Here is a 17732-nt window from a genome sequence, read left to right on the forward strand (position 1 = left end):
TGGCGTGGCAACTGGATCCGATGTCAGTACAAGGGCCAGGTTTAAGGGAAAAGTGATGATCTAACGACGAGTTGGCTGATTGCACTTGCCTCCAATTTGGCATATGCTTTGGCATATGCTGAGGAGTTCCCGATGACCACGACAGATGAAATCCGCCATGTCAGGCTGTTTCGCAATGGCCGCAATCAGGCGATCCGGATTCCGCGCGAGTTCGAACTGCCGGGGGAGGAAGCCATTCTGCGCCGCGAAGGGAATCACCTCATCATCGAGCCGGTTGCTGCAATGCCATTGCGTTCCTTGCTGGCGCAATGGGAGCCTATCGACGTCGATTGGCCGACGATCGATAACCTGCCTGCCGAGGATGTCGACCTCTGATGTCCTTGTTCCTGCTCGATACGAACATCATTTCCGACGCGATTCGCAATACCCGCGGACCCTGTGCCGCTCGTATTGCCGCGCTCGAGCCTGACAGTCTGTGCACTTCCATCATTGTGGCGGCCGAACTCCGATTCGGAGCTGCCAAGAAAGGCTCTCCGGCGCTGAGCCAACGTGTCGGCCAGGCTTTGGCTGGCTTGCGTGTCTTGCCGCTGGGCGGCGATGCTGACGCTTGCTACGGCGAGTTGCGCGCAGGACTGGAACGCAGCGGACGGGTGATTGGCGCCAATGACATGCTGATCGCGGCGCACGCTCTATCGCTGGGTGCCGTGCTAGTGACCGACAATATCGGGGAGTTTTCTCGCGTGGACGGATTGCGCTGCGAAAACTGGCTGAAGTAGGCCTTCAGGCCAGCGCATAGGCGCCAATCTCACGCTAGGCGGGAATAGCGAAATCGTCAGCCCGGCGCAGAATTGTTCGGGGTGCCGTTTGCCGGCGCAGGGGCATCGACTGGCGGCGAGGCGGGCGCAGGCGCCACTGGCGCATTGGCAGGCGCGGCCGGAACCGTGGGCGCGCTCGGATAAGCAGGCCGCACGGATGTGCCAGGCGGCGCCGTGGCTGCTGATGCTGCCGGCGTTTCCACTCCGCTTGCCGAAGTGGTGCCCATAGCAGAATCTGGCGGCACCGCAATCACCGTCTCCCCCCGGTCCAACGCCAGGCTGGAATCATCCGGGCCGACATCCCCCGCGGCAGACGACGCCGTGCCGGCCGGCGGCGCGACCTCGGCCTCCGGCGCGGGCAGCGCCGGACGGCGCGGTGCCGGGCGCGGCGCCGGGGTCTCGCTGGCCTTGTCGCGCGTGAACAGCTGGTTGAACCAGCCGCGCAGCTGCGTGCCCAGCGATGCGAACAGGCTGGTCTCTTCGTGCTCGGCAAAGCGCGCGCGGCCGTCGACGATGCGTGAGCGCAGCGCGCGCTGGTAGAAGTCGCCCACCATCGGCAGCGCGCTGTGCGCACCCTGGCCCCAGTAGTCGCTGCGCAGCGTGACGCGGCTGTCGTTGAAGCCGACCCAGGCGCCCGCCACCAGTTCCGGATGCATCAGAATGAACCAGCCGTCGGCGTTGTCCTGGGTGGTGCCGGTCTTGCCGGCCACGTCGGCGCGGATGCCGAAGCGCGAGCGGATGCTGGCGCCGGTGCCGCGGTCGATCACGTCGCGCATGACGTCGAGCAGGGTTTGCGTGGTGGCGGCGGGCAGCGCGTGCTCGGCGCGGGCCGGCCGGAATACCTGCAGCACATTGCCCTGTCGGTCTTCGATGCGCGTCACCATGGTGGGCGCGATGTAGTCGCCGGCGTTGGCGATGGTGCCGTAGGCGGCCACCATCTCCTTGAGCGTGACCGGGCTGGTGCCCAGCGCCAGCGACGGCACCAGGTCGAGCTGGCTGTCGCGCACGCCCATGTCGCGGGCCAGCCGCGCGACGCGGGACGGCCCCACTTCGTGCATGAGCTGGGCGGTGATGGTGTTGCGCGAATAGACCAGGCCGTCGCGCAGTGACATGGCGCGGCCGGTGGGGCGGCCTTCATCGGTGGGGCGCCAGACCTCGCCGCCGGCCAGTTCGATTTCCACCGGCTGGTCCATCAGCGTGTCGTCGGGGGTCTTGCCTTCTTCAAAGGCCGCGCCGTAGACAAAGGGCTTGAAGGTCGAGCCCGGCTGGCGGCGCGCCTGCTGCACGTGGTCGAACGCGTCCTGGGTGTAGTCGCGGCTGCCGACCCAGGCGCGGATCTCGCCGTTGCGCGGGTCGATGGCCAGGAAGCCGGCCTGGATGCGCGTCTTCTGCTGGTGCAGCGCGCGCATGAAGGCATTGTCGGACATCAGATGGCGCAGCGCCTCTTCCGGCGCGGTGCCGGCGGCGATGGCGGCACGGTACTCCGGGGTCTCGCGCACGAAGGCCTGCACCAGCGGCATGTTGGCGGCCCAGCCCGCGCGCGGCGCCCAGGCCGCGTTGGCGATAGCCTGCAGCCGGTTGCCCTGCTGCACCACGGCCTGCGTGGCCATGGCCTGCAGGCGGGCGTCGATGGTGGTATGCACCACCAGCCCATCGGCGTAGATGTCGTAGCCATTGCGGTCGGCCCAGCCGATCAGCCACTTGCGCAGTTGCTGCGCGAAGTGCGGCGCGGGGCCGGGCGGCTCGGTCTGGCGTTCGAAGTCGATGCGCAGCGGGCGCTTCTTCAGCTGCTCGTAGCGCGCCGCATCCAGCTTGCCGCGCTTGACCATCTGGCCCAGCACGATATTGCGCCGGTCCAGCGCGCGCTCGGGGTTGAGTACCGGGTTGTAGTAGCTGTTGCCCTTGAGCATGCCGATCAGCGTGGCGCTCTGCAGCACGTCCAGCGAGCGGGCCGGGCGGTCGAAGTACGTGCGCGCCGCCATCTCGATGCCGAACGCGTTGTACAGGAACGGCACGGTATTGAGATAGGTCTCGAGGATCTCGTCCTTGGTATAGAGCGCCTCGATCTTCAGCGCGGTGATGGCTTCCTTGAGCTTGCGCGTCAGCGTGGGCGCGCGGCCGATTTCATCGGGATACAGGTTGCGTGCCAGCTGCTGGGTGATGGTGGACCCGCCCTGGCGGTCGCCGGAAAAGGTATGCACCGCGGCCGAGGCCAGCCGGCGCCAGTCCAGCCCGTGGTGCTGGTAGAAGCGATGGTCTTCGGTGGCGATCAGCGCAGCCACCACATTGGGCGAGATTTGCGACAGCGGCACCCAGTCGCGGTTGGCCCACTTGAACACCGCCAGCTCCTTGCCGTCGGCGGACAGCACCTGCGCCGGCTGCTCGGACTTGGCCTTGCGGATATCGCTGATGCCCGGCGTGAACGGGATCAGGACCAGCACATAGAGCAGGAAGGCGGCCGGGATGGCGGCCAGGCCCACCAGCACGCCGCACCGCGTGGGGCGCAGTGACCCGGGCCGGGTCAGGCCGGCGCGTGCAAGGCGCGCGGCCATGCCTGACAGGCGTTGCTGGAGGGGGGCAGGCAATGAAGCCTGCAGCGAGGCGAGCAGCGGGGCAAGCCGGGTCTTGATCTCAGCCAGCCTCATGAGGCGAAGCGGTCGAGGCACAGGCACATGGCGGCACGGGGCACTGGCATTACCGTCGTCGGAAAAGCATGCATCGTACCAAAACGTTCCCCTTGGTTACAGGGAAAACCCCCATTTGCGGCTATCCGCCACTTCCTGCTGCAAAGCATGGGTCACAAAGGTTTCATATTGCGCCGCGACAATGCCGAGTCCGCAACTTGTGCGGACGATGCGCCGTTGCCGGGTTGCCCGGCTGGACCGGGTTGGCCTTGCCGACCCGGCCTGGGTCCGGCGCGGTGTCGTGCCTCAAACAGAACACAGAGAAATTACAGTGAAGAAAGCTTTCCTTGCAATGACGGCAGCAGCGGCTGCGTCGGCCGTATCCGGGGTGGCGTCGGCCCAGTCCGCGTCGAACGTTACGCTTTACGGCATCGTCGATGCCGGCGTCGAAGTGATCAGCCACGTGCCGGGCAGCAACGGCGCCCAGGGTACGGCAACGCGCCTGAACTCTGGCAACTTGTCCGGCTCGCGCTGGGGCCTGCGCGGCACCGAAGACCTGGGCGGCGACCTGAAGGGTATCTTCGTGCTGGAGAGCGGGTTCGACATCGATACCGGCACCTCGGGCCAGGGCAACCGCCTGTTCGGCCGCCAGGCCTACGTCGGCCTGCAGGGCGGCTGGGGCGCGGTCACGCTGGGCCGCCAGCAGAATTCGCTGTACGACCTGTTCGGCGCCTTCGACCCGATGGGCGTGGGCCCGCGCTACTCGCTGAACAGCGTTGACTCGGCCTTCAACGGCCGCGCCGACAACGCCATCAAGTACACCGGCAAGTTCGGCGGCCTGACCGCCACCGGCTTCTACAGCTTCGGCCGCGACAACAACGGCGAAGTCCCGGGCGAGCCCAAGGTCGCGCGCAACTTCGGCGGCGGCCTGTCGTACGCCGCAGGCGGCTTCTCGGTCGGCGCGGCTTACGACCAGTACCAGGGCGCCACCGTGGCGCTGCAGGACCGTGCCGCCAAGCGCGCCGCGGTGGGTACCGCCTATGCCTTCGGCGACGCCAAGGTGTTTGCCGGCTACCGCTGGCTGAAGGACGACGGCGTGTCGAGCGCCAGCGCCGCTTCGACCCGCAGCAACGTGTACTGGGCTGGCGCGCAGTACCGCTTCACGCCTGCCTTCCAGCTTACCGGCGCGGCCTACTACAACGACACCCGCAATAGCGATGCGGATCCGTGGATGTTCGTGCTGTCGGCGGACTACTCGCTGTCCAAGCGTACGGATGTGTACCTGAATGTTGGCTACTCGAAGAACAAGTCGGGTTCGGCGCTGGGCTTGAATGGGGTTGGTACGGTGGTGGCTGGTGAGAACCAGACTGGTGCTACCGTTGGCCTGCGTCATCGCTTCTGAGCGTAATCGCCTGATGCCCGCCTGGCAGGGGGTGATGCCTGCATGGGTGGGCGATTAACTGTCATATCGACACCTGCGGATTGCATTGCGGGGTTCGTTGGGCCGGTTGGTTTGATCGGCTCTTTTTTCTCTGGTCCTCGCCCTTGGTTGCGGGGTGTCTTTGTTGGCGATGACTACTGATACCCCGCCGCCCCAATAAACTGCCCAAACCTCTCACACCAGATCACCACCGCCCCATACCGCGCCGGATCCACGCCAGCCGGCAACGCCACGGTGAAGTTGCCAAAGGTCTTCAGCTCACCAACCTGCAGCGACCGGTCCTTGATCCGAAGGAAGGCCTCCTTGTTGTCGACAAACTCCGGCGCCAGGTAGATCCGATAATCCGGCCCCGGCGCAACGCTGCCTTCAAAGGCAAGCGCGTGCGGCGAAACATGGAGCTGGCCGCTGGCCCAGTGCAACGCGTCGCTCCCCGCCAGGTCTTTGCGGAAGGTGCCGGTGTAGCGCGACTGTTGTGCCACAATCTGCACTTGCTCGGCACTGGCCCCGGCCTGTTCCGTCAGGATCGGCAAGACATAGATGCCCGCACCAAAGCCCACGGCCAGCGCGGCAAGATGGGTCAGCACAAGGATGGCGGGCTTGCGGAGCGGGTTGGCCGGCATGTTTTTCTCCCGAAGGCATGAGGATGCGGGTAAGTCGATGCCGGGGCCGGATCCTGACAGATCTGTGGTGCCTTAGCACATTCGCAACGGTTTCACCAATCCAACACACGGAAGTGGTTATGATTTGGTAGTCGCCTTGTCGAGAAGCTGCCTATGACCCTCCACGTCACGATCCGCACCATCCGTACCGGCACGCTGCAATCCGCCCGCTATCAGGCGCGCGTCTATCTCACCACCGATGCCGAGGCTCTGCCGTTGCTTGCAACGGACTGGAGCGAGCGCGAGGCCGAAGCCTTCCGTACCGCGCAGTTCTGGGCGCAGCGCCACGCCTATGTGGTGTCTAATCCACGCGCCGGGACTTTCTACGGAGTTTCGTGCCGGCGCTGAAGCCGGCACGCGGTTGGCGCGGTGCCCCCGCATTGTGGCTGGCGGCCATCCTGGCCCTGGCCGGCTGCACCGCCGAAAACGTCGTCGGCTTCCTGTCGGGCGGTCGCGATGGCTTGTGGCGCAACGTGCAGCAGCGCTGCCTTGGCAATACTGCGGCGGCGCATCCCGATTGCGCGCAAGTGGACCGGTCCCAGGGACTGGTGCTCTACAAGGACGCGATCGGCAAGTCGCACTACCTGGTGATCCCGGCACGGACGGTGACCGGCATCGACGATGCCAAAGCCTGGGACGGCGCAGGCGCCAACCCCTGGGCCTTCGGCTGGGCCGCGCGCGGCATCGTTGGCCGCTCGCTTGGCAAGGCCGTGCCTGACGACATGCTGGGCCTGGCGATCAATTCCCGCGCCTCGCGCAGCCAGGACCAGCTGCATATCCATCTCGATTGCATCAGCGCGGCCGCGCGCGCCGTGGTCAATGGCGCGGCCGGGCCGATCGGCACCGGCTGGACTGCGCTGCGGCTCGAGGGCAAGCCGGTGCGCGCGATCTTTGTGCCGGCCGGCGCGCCGCGGCTGGCGGTCGACCCTTTCCAGCTTGTGCGTGACGGCACCAGGGGGAGCGCCGCCGCAGCGCCACCGGACCGTGGCATCTTTGTCACCTATGTGCAGGAACGGCAGGGCGGGGCAGGCTTTGTCGTGATCGACCAGCCCGTCGACACGGCGGCTGGCAGCAACGGCCACGCCAGCGATTTCCTGGACCGGCGCTGCAGGCTGGCCGAAGGCTTGTCGAGCGCGCCGGGCTGATCGGCGGCCAGCGCCGGGCCTCACTGCGCCCGGGTGCCCGAAGCCGCAGGCGTTTCAACGGGCTTCGCAGGCGTTTCAATGGGCTTCGCGGGCGTTCCGCTGGGCTTGGCGGGCGTCCCGCCGGGTGTCGCCAGCGCGTCCAGCGCCTTGGCCGCCGCCAGGTGCTGCGGGATCATCAGCCCTTCACGCGCCGTTGCCACGGCGATCTGTGCGCCCTGGGCGCTGCCGCGGGCGACAAAGTCGCGCCCGTGGCGGTAGACCAGCCGCGTCAGCTCGGCCACTTCGGTATCGGACAGGTCCGGCCCGGTCACCAGGATCGCCGCCGTGGCGATGGTGCGTACCGGCGTGTGCAGGCCGGGATAGGTGCCCGGCGCGATGGTGGCGCTGAAATAGCCCGCTTTCTGCCCAACCATCGCGGTGATGACCCGTTCATCCAGCGGCAGCAGCCGCAGCGGCATTTCGCCCAGCGCGTCGCGGATGCTGTCGGCCGGCACGCCGATCACCTGGATCACCGCGTCGACCTGGTTCTGGCGCAGCGCCACCAGCCCGGTGCTCAGCCCGACTTCCTCGGCCTTGAAGTCCTTGTCGGTCAGGCCGTGCGCTGCCAGCACGCGCAGCGCGGTCACGCGCGAGGCTGAGCCGCGCTCGCCCACGGCGATGCGCTTGCCGCGCAGCTCGGATACCGAGCGGGCGGGATCGGCGTCGCGCACCAGCACGTGCACGGGCTCGGGGTAGAGGCTGCCGATGGCGCGCAGCGAGGCTTGCGGGCCGTCGGCGGCAAACGCGCCCTTGCCCTCGTAGGCTTCCAGCGCCGCGTCGCCCTGCGCCAGCGCCACCGAGACCTTGCCGGCGCGCAGCAGCCGCAGGTTCTCTTCTCCGCCGTGCGTGACCAGTGGGATCGCGCGCACGCGCGCCCCGTCCACCAGCGCCTTCGCAAAGCGCAGGTACTGGCCGTGTTCGGCGCCGGCGGCAATGGCATAGCCCTCGTTGACCCGTGCCAGCCGCGCGCGGATGTTGGCGTGCGCGGTGGTCAGTTCCTGCTCGATCACGGCGCGCTGTGCCGGCGAGGCATCCTTCTGCACGGACTCGATCACCTTGCGCATCGCGTCCAGGATCGCCGCCGGGCCCCTTTGCGCATCGGCGGCGACGGCCGGGGCTTCCGCGGGGCGGTAGCCGGCCGGCAGCACGCCGACCCAGCGCTCGCCGTCGCGCCGGTACAGCGCCGTGCCATGCGCGCGGATGATGTCGCCGGCCTTGTTGCCGCCGCTGGTGATGCCGGTGATGCCGCGCGGGCCCGCGCCCAGTGCCGACACCAGCCCGGCCACGCCGGGCGAGTCCCACGCGCCGAAGTCGTAGTCGCGCAGCAGTTTCAGTTCCGCATCGAAATACACCACGCGGCGGGTCTCGCCGGCCGGGGCCTTGGTGTCGGCCTGCGAGCCGCGCCGGTCCAGGCCGGCCAGTTCCACCGTGCCCGGCGGCAGCGCCTGCGCCAGCCGCTCGTTGATGCCGGTGCGGATGCCGTCCGCGGGCGGGCCGCCGCCGCAGCCTGCCAGCCAGGCGCTGGCCAGCAAGGCAAAGAGAAGGGTGAGGAGGGCGCGGCGCATGTCAGCCTCCGATCAGCGGCAATGCCAGCAGCATGGTCAGCACGAAGGCGTTCATCAGGTCGACGAAGAACGCGCCGGCCAGCGGCGTGATCAGGTAGCTGGTGGGTGCCGGCCCGTAGCGGGACGTGATGGCGCGCATATTGGCCATGGCGGTGGCGGTCGATCCCATGTTGAAGCCGATAAAGGCGGCCGAGGTGACCGCGGCCTCGTAGTCGCGCCCCATGAAGCGGAAGCACACCAGCACCACATAGAGAATGATGAAGACCACCTGCATGGCGATGATCAGCAGGAAGGGGCCTGCCGACAGCGCCACCTCGGCCAGGTCCAGTGCCATCATGGTCATTACCAGGAACAGCGACAGGCAGACATTGGTGATCAGGTCGGTGGCGCGGTCGTCAAAGCGCAGCCCGATAAAGGGCAGCAGGTTGCGGATGGCGATGCCGAGCATCATGCACCACAGAAAGCCGGGGATGGTGATGGGGCCGGCGGGCATCTGCGCGGCGATCCAGCGCCCGCCGATCACCGCGGCCAGCATGCCGGCCAGCGCCGCCAGCGCACCGACGGTAGTGATGGGCGAGATGGCGGCGGCTTCTTCCTCGGTGTCGCCGGCCTCGCGCGCGGTCGAGCGCAGCTTGTAGTGCGAGATCAGGTATTGCGCCACCGGGCCGCCGATGATGCCGCCCACGATCAGGCCGATGGTGGCCACCGTCATCGACAGGTCCATCACCGCCTGCAGGTTGTTGACCTCGGCAAAGCGCTCGGCATAGGCGGCACCGGTGCCGTGGCCGCCCACCAGCGTGATCGATCCGCTCACCAGCCCGAAGATGGGATGCAGGTCCAGCGTCCGGGCCATGGCCACGCCTACCACGTTCTGCACCAAGATATAGGGCAGCAGGATGATCAGGAAGATCACCAGCGCCTTGCCGCCGCGCTTGAGCATGCGCAGGTCGGCGCAGAGCCCGACGCCGCCGAAGAACATCAGCAGCAGCACCGGCTTCATGCCGGGATCGATTACCACGCGGAAGTCCGCTGCCGCCAGCGCCACGGAGGCGAGGATCGCGAACAGCAGCCCGCCGGTGACAGGGTCGGGAATGTTGTAGCGCGCCAGCACGCCGACGCTGCGGTTGACCAGCGTGCCGATCAGCAGCACCACGACGGCAGTCAGCAGCGAACTCAGCAGGTCGAGGTTCATCGGGCCGTCCTGGCGGAGAGGGTTGCGGGGTAATGCCATCGGGCGCCGCTGGCCGTGCCGGGGGTGCACTGGCCGCCGGCAGTGCCTGACGGGGAGCATGCATCACTACGGGTTGTAGACGCGCGGGTGGAATAAGGCAAGGAAAGGATGGGACGGGGGCCGCCCCGGGCGTCGGCTCAGCGCGCCCGCAACGCGTCCACGATATTCATCCGCGCCGCGCGCACCGCCGGCAGGAAGCCGCCTGCCAGCCCCATCACCATCGAGAACGCCAGCGTCTGCAGCGCGATGGCCGGGGTCAGGATGAAGCGGAACGAAAGATCCGCGAAGGTCTGAAAGTTGGTGGTCGAGAACGAGGCGAACTGCATCAGCGCGGCGCATGCCAGCCCCGCGATACCGCCCACCAGCCCGAGCAGCGCGGCTTCGATCAGGAAGGCGGCCAGCACGTTGACGCGCTTGAAGCCCAGCGCGCGCAGCGTGCCGATCTCCGCAACGCGGTTGGCCACCGAGGCGTACATGGTGATCATGGCGCCGATCATCGCCGCGACCGAGAAGATGGTGGACAGCGTGAAGCCCAGGATATTGATAAAGCTGGACAGCGCCTTGGACTGGTCGCTGTAGAAGGCCTGCTCGCGCTTGGCCTCGTCCGCCAGCCGCGGGTCGACGTCGATATCGGCGCGAAAGCGGTCGAACAGCGCCGTATCCGCCAGCCGCACCACCATCGACGAATACGCATTGCGCCGGAACGACTGCATCAGCTGGTCCACGTCGCCCCAGATCTCGGAGTCGAAGCCGCTGCCGCCGGCGTCGAAGTGGCCGACCACGGTCCAGTCGCGCTGGGCAAAGCGCAGGTGCTCGCCGATCTGCACCCCGGCAAAGCCGCTGGCGATGCTGCTACCGACGATGATTTCGGACGAGCCCGGCCGGAACATGCGCCCGGCCACCAGCCGCACCTGCGGGCGCAGGTCCATGCCCGGCGGCGAGATGCCGCGGATCACCACGTTGGACGGCTGCCCGGTGCTGGTCTTGGTGAGCGAGATCAGCACCACCGCCTCGCGCGAGGCCAGCGGCCGGCCCGCGCCGCTCATGGCCACGGCCGGGTGCATCTCCATGATGCTGGCCTGGTCGCGGGCGACCGCGCTCTGGATCTCGGTCTCGGCACCCTTGCGGATCACTACCACGTTGTTCTGCTCGCCGGTGGTGACCAGGGTCTTCTTCAGGCCGGCGTCCAGCATCAGCATGGTGGCAAAAACAAAGACCACCAGCGCCAGCCCGCCCGCGGTCAGGGCGGTGGTCAGGCGCCTGGCCCACAGGTTGCGCGCGATATAGGTCAGCGGGATCGCCACGTCAGCCTCCGTGCGCTAGCCGATGGCCCGCAGGCCCTCGACGATGCGCACGCGCGCAGCCTGCACCGCCGGCACGATGCCGGCAAACACGCCCACCGCCAGCGCGCAGGCCGCCTGCAGCTGCATGGTCTGGGGCGACACGGTGAAGACCGGGAACACGCCGCCCACGGCCTGCTTGAAGGCGCTTGCCACCGGCGGCGTCGCCAGCATGCCGAGCGCGCCGCCGGCCACGCAGATCGCCAGCGACTCGCCGAACACCAGCAGCGCCAGGAAGCCGGGGCCGAAGCCCAGCGCCTTGAGCGTGGCGTATTCCACGGTGCGCTCGCGTGCGCTCATCGCCATGGCGTTGGCCATCACCGCCATGATGATCACGATCACCACGTAGGACACCACGCGGATCGCCGCGATGATCTGGTTGGACATGGCGACAAAGCCCAGCTGGAAGGCCTGCTCGGTCTCAGTCAGCGTTTCTGCCAGCGAATTGCGGAACACCGCATCGACATTGCGCGAGATCGCGGCGGTGTTGTCGGGGTTGTCCACGCCCAGCACAAAGACGCCGACCTGGTCGGCCTGGCGCGGGGTGCGCTTGCGCACGGTCTCGTTCAGGTATTCCCAGTGGAACACCATCTGGCGCGTGATAGTGCTCTCGTCGCGCCCCTCCATGATGCCGCGCACCACGAACTCCCAGGTGCCGGGGTAGATGGTACCCTTGATCGGGACCACGTCGCCGAGCTTGAAGCCGAACTGGTCGGCCAGCTGGCGCCCGACCAGCGCGCCCTTGCGGTCGCGCTGGTAGTCGGCGCGCTGCTGGTCGGGCACGATGAATTCCGGGTAGAGGTCGAGGTAGTTGTCAGATACCGCGAACTGCGCGAAGAAGTTCTTGGGATCACGATAGACGCCACCGAACCAGTTGGAGCGCGCCACCGAGGCCACGCCGTCGACGCCCTTGATGCGGCTTTCATAGCTCAGCGGCAGCGGAAACACCAGCGAGATCGCATTGCGCGTCACCAGACGCGCGCTGGACGCCGCAGACGCGCCCGCATACCAGGCGTCGATCACCGTCTGCAGCAGCCCGAACGCCAGCACCGCGATCACCAGCCCGAACACCGTCAGCGCGGTGCGCAACTTGTGCCGCAGTGCATTGCGGGTGATCAGCTTGAGTGCGTACATGACGATCTAGGCAATCTCGCCACGGATCAGCTCCCCCTTCTCCAGGTGCACCAGCGACCCCGCCGCTGCGGCGGCGTGCGCATCGTGCGTGACCATGATGATGGTCTTGCCGGCATCGGCATTGAGCCGCTGCATCATCGCCAGGATCTCGGCGGCGGAGGTGCGGTCGAGGTCGCCGGTGGGCTCGTCGGCGACGATCAGCGCGGGGTCGGTGATCAGCGCGCGCGCGATCGCCACGCGCTGCTGCTGGCCGCCCGACAGCTCCGACGGGTAGTGGCTCATGCGGTCGGCCAGATTGACCATGCCCAGCACCAGTTCCACGCGCGCGCGCCGCTCCGCGCGCGGCAGGCTGGTCAGCATCAGCGGCAGCTCCACGTTCTCGAACGCGGTCAGCACCGGCATCAGGTTGTAGAACTGGAAGATAAAGCCGACGTTGGCGGCGCGCCAGTCGGCCAGCTCGGCTTCCGGCAGCCGCGTGATGTCCAGCCCCGCCACGTGCAGCGTGCCGCTGTCGGGCCGGTCGATGCCGGCGATCAGGTTCAGCAGCGTGCTCTTGCCCGAGCCGGACGGCCCCATCAGCGCAACAAATTCGCCTTCGCCGATATCGAGCGAGATATCGGTCAGCACCGGCACGGTCTGCACGCCGCGCCGGTAGGATTTGGCGACGTGGCTGATCTGCACCAGCGGTGCTGCGCTCATGCGGTCCTCTCTACGGCTTGGCCACGGTGATGCGGTCGCCGTCGCCGAGATTGTCGGCCGGCGAAAGCACCAGCACGTCGCCGGGCTTGACGCCCTGCACGGCCACCAGTTCGCCCAGCTTGGCGCCGGTCTTGACCTGCACCTCATGCGCACGGCCGTCCTTCACAACATAGGCCAGCTCCCGGCCCTGGCGCGTGACCACGGCGGCGGGCTGCACCGCCACCACCGGCTGGCGGTCCTGCGCCGAGGCTGCGCGCGACAGGAAGGCGATCTTGGCGCTCATGTCCGGCAGCACGCGCGCATCGCGGTCGACAAAGCGCACCTTGACCAGCACGGTGGCCTTGGAGCGGTCCACCGTCGGCACGATGCGCGACACCTGCCCCGCCAGCCGCAATCCCGGCAGCGCATCCAGCAGCAGCTCGCACGGCTGGGCGGCGCGGATCTTGCCGATATTGGATTCGGCGACATCGGCTTCCACCTCCAGCGTCTCCATGTCGGCGATGGTCACGATCGCGCCCTTGGTGTCGGCGGCGGCGGAGAAGGGGGTGATGTTGTCGCCCACGTTGGCATGCTTGACCAGCACCACGCCATCGAAGGGCGCGCGCACCACGGTCTGCTCCACCGCGACCTCGGCCGCGCGGGCATTGGCCTGGGCCGAGGCGATCGACGCACGCGAACTGTTTACCGAGGCCCGCGCCTTGTCAAAGCGCGCCACGTCGGCGTCATACTGGGTGCGAGAGATGGCGTTCGGCACGATCAGGATCTTCGAGCGGCGCAGGTTCACCTCGGCGTCCTTCAGTTCGGCCTGCTGCAGTGCCAGGTTGGCCTGCGCCACCTGGACCTGTGCCTGCGCCTGCGCGAACGAGGCGGCGACGTCCTTGCTCTCCAGCCGTGCGATGATCTCGTCCTTCTTCACATGCGAGCCCTCCAGCACGCCCAGCCATTCCAGCCGGCCCTGCGCCTTGGACGCGACCGCCGCCTTGCGCTGCGGCACGACATAGCCGGTGGCATTGAGCACGGTGAAATTCTGCGTGGGATAGGCGGAGGTGACGGTGACGGTCTGCACCGCCCGCGGCCCGGCCAGCTTCATGGCGATGCCGGCCAGGGCCAGCACGGCCAGCGTGATCACTGCGTAGCGCAGCCACCTGCGCCGGGGGCGGATGCTGGCGCCGGCCGCGGCGGCGCCGCGGTCGATTTTCAGCCTGGACAGATCATGGTCAGCCACTGCGCGCTTCCTCTCGCTGTGATGGGCGGGGCTCCCAGTATAGCGGCGAGTGAAAGGGTGTCCATGGTCAGCGAGCGGGAGTAGAACCACTTGTTTGCTCCCTCTCCCGCTTGCGGGAGAGGGCTAGGGTGAGGGCCGGAGCATCCACGGAGTACAGCCGGTGGTTTGCCAGCGCCTTCCCCCACCCTCTGCCCCTCTCCCGCAGGCGGGAGAGGGGAGCAAACCGGCTGCGCAATCAACGTTGTCAGCTAGTGACTGGTCTCCACCGCCAGCTTCAGCTTCGCCAGCGCGAAATCCCATTGCCGCCCGATCGCTTCCAGCGACCGGCGCGCGGCTTCGACCTGGCCGGGCTCGAACTGCCACAGGCGCTCGCGGCCGGCGCGGCTGTCGCGCACCAGCCCGGCCTGCGCCAGCACCTGCAGGTGCTTGGTGACCGCCTGGCGCGTCATGGCGCTGCCCGCGGTCAGCTGCGCGATCGACATCGTGCCGCCCGCGCACAGCGCTGCCACCAGCCGCAGCCGGGTTTCGTCGCCAAGCGCGGCGAAGACGGTCGCGGCATCGCGCAGTTCCAGCGCGGGGGAGGTTTCAGGCTGCGCCGCTGACATGCTTCCGGACATTTTCCATTTGCCCGTCCCAGCCGCCGCTGTTCATGCGGAAGGCCTCCATGCGGCGTTCGGGCGGGATCTGGTCGAAGCCGGATTCGACCACGGTCAGCAGCGTGCCGCCTTCGGCTTCCTTCAGCTCGAACACCACCATCGTGGGCGGTTCGGCCGAATAGTCGCGGCCGCGCTCCATTGGCGCCGGATGCCAGCGCCAGGACAACAGCCGGGGCGGCTCCATGCGTTCGACCTCTACGTCGAACTTCAGGTATTCATAGCCGGGATAGGTGATGCTGCCCACGGCCCGCTGACCGGGTGCGAAGGTCACGCCGTCGAATTTCACGCCAAACCAGCTGCCGAAGGTGTCGGCGTCGGCCAGCGCGTGCCAGACGCGTTCGATGGGGGCGGCCAGCAGGACGCTGCGCTCGATGCGGTCGGTGGATGAAGCCATGTCCGGTCTCCTTGTTCACGCATGAATAGGCAACTTCGTGGTGGCATGTTAGGAGACCGGACGGGGAAATGCAACCAAAAGGTTGCGAATGACCGCGGTATGCTCAGAGGTCCAGCACCAGCCGCTGGCCCTTGCAGCGCGACACGCACAGCATCATCGTCTTCTGCGCGGCCTTTTCGGCATCCGACAGGTACTGGTCGCGGTGATCGGCCTGCCCTTCGACGATGGCGGTCTCGCAGGAGCCGCAGATGCCTTCGCGGCACATGCAGTCCACCTTGATACCCGCCTTCTCGATGGCGCGCAGCAGCGGTTCGTCGGCGCCGACCTGCAGCGTCAGCCCGCTCTTCTGCAGCACGGCCTCGAAGGCGCCGCCGGTGGCGTCGACCTCGTTGCGGAACTGCTCGAAGTGGATGCGCCCCGCGTCCCAGCCCGCGGCGCGCGCGGCGTTGACCACGGCGTCGTTCAGCGGCACCGGGCCGCAGACATAGACGTGCGTGTCGGCAGGCTGCGCGGCGATCAGCGCGGCGAGGTCGAGCATGGTGCCGCTGTCGCTCTCGTACAGGTGAAGCTGGCCGAGCTGCAGCGTGGCGGGCAGCACGTCCAGGAAGGCGGCGGACTGGGCGTTGCGGAAGCAGTAGTGCAGTTCGAACGCCGCGCCGCGCGCGGCCAGCGCCTGGATATGCGTCATGAAGGGCGTGATGCCGATGCCGCCGGCGATCAGCAGGTGGCGGCGGGCGCCGTGGTCCAGGCTGAACAGGTTGCCGGGAGCGCCGATATGCAGTTCGTCGCCTTCGCTGACCTGCTCGTGCATATAGCGCGAGCCGCCGCGCGAAGCCTCTTCCAGCCGCACCGCGATCTGGTAGTGGCCGGGCTCGCCCAGCGTGCTGGTCAGCGAATAGGCGTTGCGCAGCCGGCCGCCGTCCATATGGACGACCACGTGGCTGCCGCTGTCGAAGGCGGGCAGCGCGCCGCCTTCGCAGGGTTGCAGGGTGAAGCGCTTGATGCCGGCGGCCAGCGGCTCGACGCGGCCGACGCGCACGCGGAGCGTGTCAGTCATGGCGGTACCTCGGAATTCAGGAAAAGCAGGGAAATCGGGAAGGGGGTCAGGCCGCCACCGGGCCGGCCTGCCGGAGCCGTCAGGTGATCACCGTCAGCTTGGCAGCGATCCACACCACCAGCCCGCCGACGATCAGCGCCACGTAGGGCAGCGCGCCAGCGCGCGCATTGGGCAGCTCCATGTCGCGGCGCATCGACTCGGGGAAGCGGCCCTTGTCCTGGATGTAGTGGCGGTAGACGAACACCGGCACGATCAGCAGCGCGGCGATCAGGCCGTTGCGCAGTGTGTGCTCGCCCTGGAAGTTGGCGCCGGCACCGACGAATGCCAGGTCGAAGAAGCCGAAGAACGCGCCCAGTGCCAGCAGCCAGTTCTTGCACTTGTAGGGCCGGGCCCAGTCCGGGCGGTCCATGCGGTGGATCCAGCCCGACTGCAGGTTCAGGAACACGAAGATCATGTAGCAGACGTTGCTGATCGACAGCACCGCCATGTAGTTCGACATCAGCAGCAGGAATAGGTTGAACACCAGGTCCGTCCACATGGCGCGCGTGGGCGAGCCGTGCTCGTTCACGTGCGAGAGGTAGCGCGGCAGCCAGCCGTCGAGCGAGGCCTGGTACAGCGTGCGCGACGAACCCATCATCGAGGTCATCACGATCAGCAGGATCGCCAGCACCAGCATCACCACGATCACGTTGAACACCACCGCGCCGCCGCCGACGAACCTGGCCATGGCCGCGCCCACGCCGGAGCCGTCGACGATGGCCGGTTCCAGCATGCCCGACAGGCCCAGCGAGCCCTGGAAGGCGATCGGCACCGCGATGAACATGAACAGGCACAGCACGCCGGACCAGAAGATCGCCTTGAAGGTGTCCTTCTGCGGATCCTTGAACTCACGCGTGTAGCACACTGCGGTCTCGAAGCCGAAGGTCGACCAGCAGGCCAGGAACATGGCGCCCATGGCGGTGCTGATGCCGGCGGCGTTCCAGCCGCCCAGCACCGGCGCGCCGGCCGCGTCATGGGTCAGCGGCAGCAGCGGCAGGAAGCTGGTGGACGGCATGTCGCCGGTGAACATCGGCACCAGCGCGATCAGCACCAGCGGCGTCAGCGAGGCAATGCCCAGGATGCGCTGCGTGGTGGCCGCGGCCGAGGCGCCGCTGTGCTGCAGCTTGAAGGTGATCAGCAGAAAGGCGGTGGCCAGGATGAAGATGGAGTTCACCCGCAGCGTCAGGCCCTTGCTGACAACGCCCAGGTCCAGCAGCGTCAGCTGCCAGGTGTTGATGACCGAGTCGGGCGGGAACAGCGCGCTCAGCATGTAGCCGGCGGCGAGGCTGGTGCCCAGCGCCAGCATCGGCGACCAGGCTACCCAGTTGCACCACACCGAGACCGGTGCGACGAACTTGCTGTAGCGCACCCAGCCGAGCGCGCCGTACACCGAGGCGCCGCCGGACTTGTGCGGATACAGGCCCGAGATCTCCGCATAGACGAAGCACTGCACAAAGCCGACCAGGATGGCGAGGATCCAGATCACCCAGGCCGGGTTGCCGATGGTGGCGGACACGCCGCCGATGGTGAAGAGCACGCCCGCGGGCACGCCGCTGGTGACCCAGAAGGCATCCTTCCAGGTCAGGGTGCGCTGCAGTTCATGCGATTGGGTTTGCTGCTGTGGTTGGGCGGGGGCGAGCGGCGCCTGCGCGCCGATCGACAGCACGTC

Annotated in this window: 17 protein-coding genes; 5 read left to right on the top strand and 12 right to left on the bottom strand. The window is 67.7% G+C overall.

The features are described from left to right. Positions 1-132: 132 nt before the first annotated feature. Positions 133-375 (top strand): antitoxin, encoded by a 243-nt coding sequence (locus tag AC1Q7H_RS09295; RefSeq protein WP_013953739.1) that lies wholly within the window; start codon positions 133-135, stop codon positions 373-375. Next, positions 375-776: a type II toxin-antitoxin system VapC family toxin gene (locus AC1Q7H_RS09300; protein ID WP_456802795.1), complete on the top strand. Its 402-nt coding sequence runs from the start codon at positions 375-377 to the stop codon at positions 774-776. Before AC1Q7H_RS09295 ends, AC1Q7H_RS09300 begins: the two co-directional genes overlap by 1 nt. Positions 777-832: 56 nt before the next feature. On the opposite strand, the gene AC1Q7H_RS09305 is transcribed toward AC1Q7H_RS09300, so the two are convergent. Beyond that, positions 833-3460: a penicillin-binding protein 1A gene (locus AC1Q7H_RS09305; protein ID WP_211979397.1), complete on the bottom strand. Its 2628-nt coding sequence runs from the start codon at positions 3458-3460 to the stop codon at positions 833-835. Between the two features lie 310 nt (positions 3461-3770). Between AC1Q7H_RS09305 and AC1Q7H_RS09310 the strand changes: the two genes are divergently transcribed. Further along, the gene (locus AC1Q7H_RS09310) at positions 3771-4841 is read left to right on the top strand and encodes a porin (RefSeq protein ID WP_211979396.1); all 1071 of its coding nucleotides are present in this window, start codon (positions 3771-3773) and stop codon (positions 4839-4841) included. Between the two features lie 173 nt (positions 4842-5014). Here AC1Q7H_RS09310 and AC1Q7H_RS09315 read toward each other — a convergent pair whose 3' ends face one another. After that, positions 5015-5500, bottom strand: a complete 486-nt coding sequence (locus tag AC1Q7H_RS09315) for a DM13 domain-containing protein (protein ID WP_013953735.1) — start codon at positions 5498-5500, stop codon at positions 5015-5017. A 153-nt stretch (positions 5501-5653) separates the two neighbouring features. Between AC1Q7H_RS09315 and AC1Q7H_RS09320 the strand changes: the two genes are divergently transcribed. Beyond that, positions 5654-5887, top strand: coding sequence for a hypothetical protein (locus AC1Q7H_RS09320; RefSeq protein ID WP_010810991.1), 234 nt, complete (start codon positions 5654-5656; stop codon positions 5885-5887). Next, on the top strand, positions 5875-6684 hold the full coding sequence (locus AC1Q7H_RS09325; protein ID WP_013953734.1) for a CDP-diacylglycerol diphosphatase: 810 nt from the start codon (positions 5875-5877) through the stop codon (positions 6682-6684). The genes AC1Q7H_RS09320 and AC1Q7H_RS09325 overlap by 13 nt, the downstream gene beginning before the upstream one ends. Before the next feature lie 20 nt (positions 6685-6704). Here the strand turns inward: AC1Q7H_RS09325 and AC1Q7H_RS09330 are convergent, their stop codons facing one another. The 10 genes from AC1Q7H_RS09330 to AC1Q7H_RS09375 form a co-directional block, all read right to left on the bottom strand. Beyond that, entirely contained in the window at positions 6705-8288 is a 1584-nt protein-coding gene (locus tag AC1Q7H_RS09330) for a TAXI family TRAP transporter solute-binding subunit (RefSeq protein WP_211979395.1), read from the bottom strand. Position 8289: 1 nt separating this feature from the next. Then, the gene (gene gltS / locus AC1Q7H_RS09335) at positions 8290-9480 is read right to left on the bottom strand and encodes a sodium/glutamate symporter (RefSeq protein ID WP_013953732.1); all 1191 of its coding nucleotides are present in this window, start codon (positions 9478-9480) and stop codon (positions 8290-8292) included. Between the two features lie 176 nt (positions 9481-9656). Next, a complete protein-coding gene (locus AC1Q7H_RS09340) occupies positions 9657-10823 on the bottom strand; it encodes an ABC transporter permease (RefSeq protein ID WP_211979394.1) in 1167 nt (388 codons plus the stop codon). Between the two features lie 15 nt (positions 10824-10838). Further along, the gene (locus tag AC1Q7H_RS09345) at positions 10839-11993 is read right to left on the bottom strand and encodes an ABC transporter permease (protein WP_013953730.1); all 1155 of its coding nucleotides are present in this window, start codon (positions 11991-11993) and stop codon (positions 10839-10841) included. 6 nt (positions 11994-11999) lie between these two features. After that, complete coding sequence (locus AC1Q7H_RS09350; RefSeq protein ID WP_013953729.1) at positions 12000-12692, bottom strand: ABC transporter ATP-binding protein; 693 nt, start codon at positions 12690-12692, stop codon at positions 12000-12002. 10 nt (positions 12693-12702) lie between these two features. Further along, positions 12703-13917: an efflux RND transporter periplasmic adaptor subunit gene (locus tag AC1Q7H_RS09355; protein ID WP_041228712.1), complete on the bottom strand. Its 1215-nt coding sequence runs from the start codon at positions 13915-13917 to the stop codon at positions 12703-12705. A gap of 248 nt (positions 13918-14165) precedes the next feature. After that, the gene (locus tag AC1Q7H_RS09360; protein ID WP_013953727.1) at positions 14166-14522 is read right to left on the bottom strand and encodes an ArsR/SmtB family transcription factor; all 357 of its coding nucleotides are present in this window, start codon (positions 14520-14522) and stop codon (positions 14166-14168) included. Then, positions 14503-14967 (bottom strand): SRPBCC family protein, encoded by a 465-nt coding sequence (locus AC1Q7H_RS09365; RefSeq protein WP_211979393.1) that lies wholly within the window; start codon positions 14965-14967, stop codon positions 14503-14505. Before AC1Q7H_RS09365 ends, AC1Q7H_RS09360 begins: the two co-directional genes overlap by 20 nt. A 103-nt stretch (positions 14968-15070) precedes the next feature. Then, complete coding sequence (locus AC1Q7H_RS09370) at positions 15071-16024, bottom strand: PDR/VanB family oxidoreductase (protein WP_211979392.1); 954 nt, start codon at positions 16022-16024, stop codon at positions 15071-15073. 79 nt (positions 16025-16103) lie between these two features. Beyond that, positions 16104-17726 carry a trimethylamine N-oxide permease gene (locus AC1Q7H_RS09375; RefSeq protein WP_492381141.1) on the bottom strand — a complete coding sequence of 541 codons (1623 nt, stop codon included), beginning with the start codon at positions 17724-17726 and terminating at the stop codon, positions 16104-16106. Positions 17727-17732 lie beyond the last annotated feature (6 nt).

Source organism: Cupriavidus sp. GW823-FHT06D04, assembly GCF_058795055.1.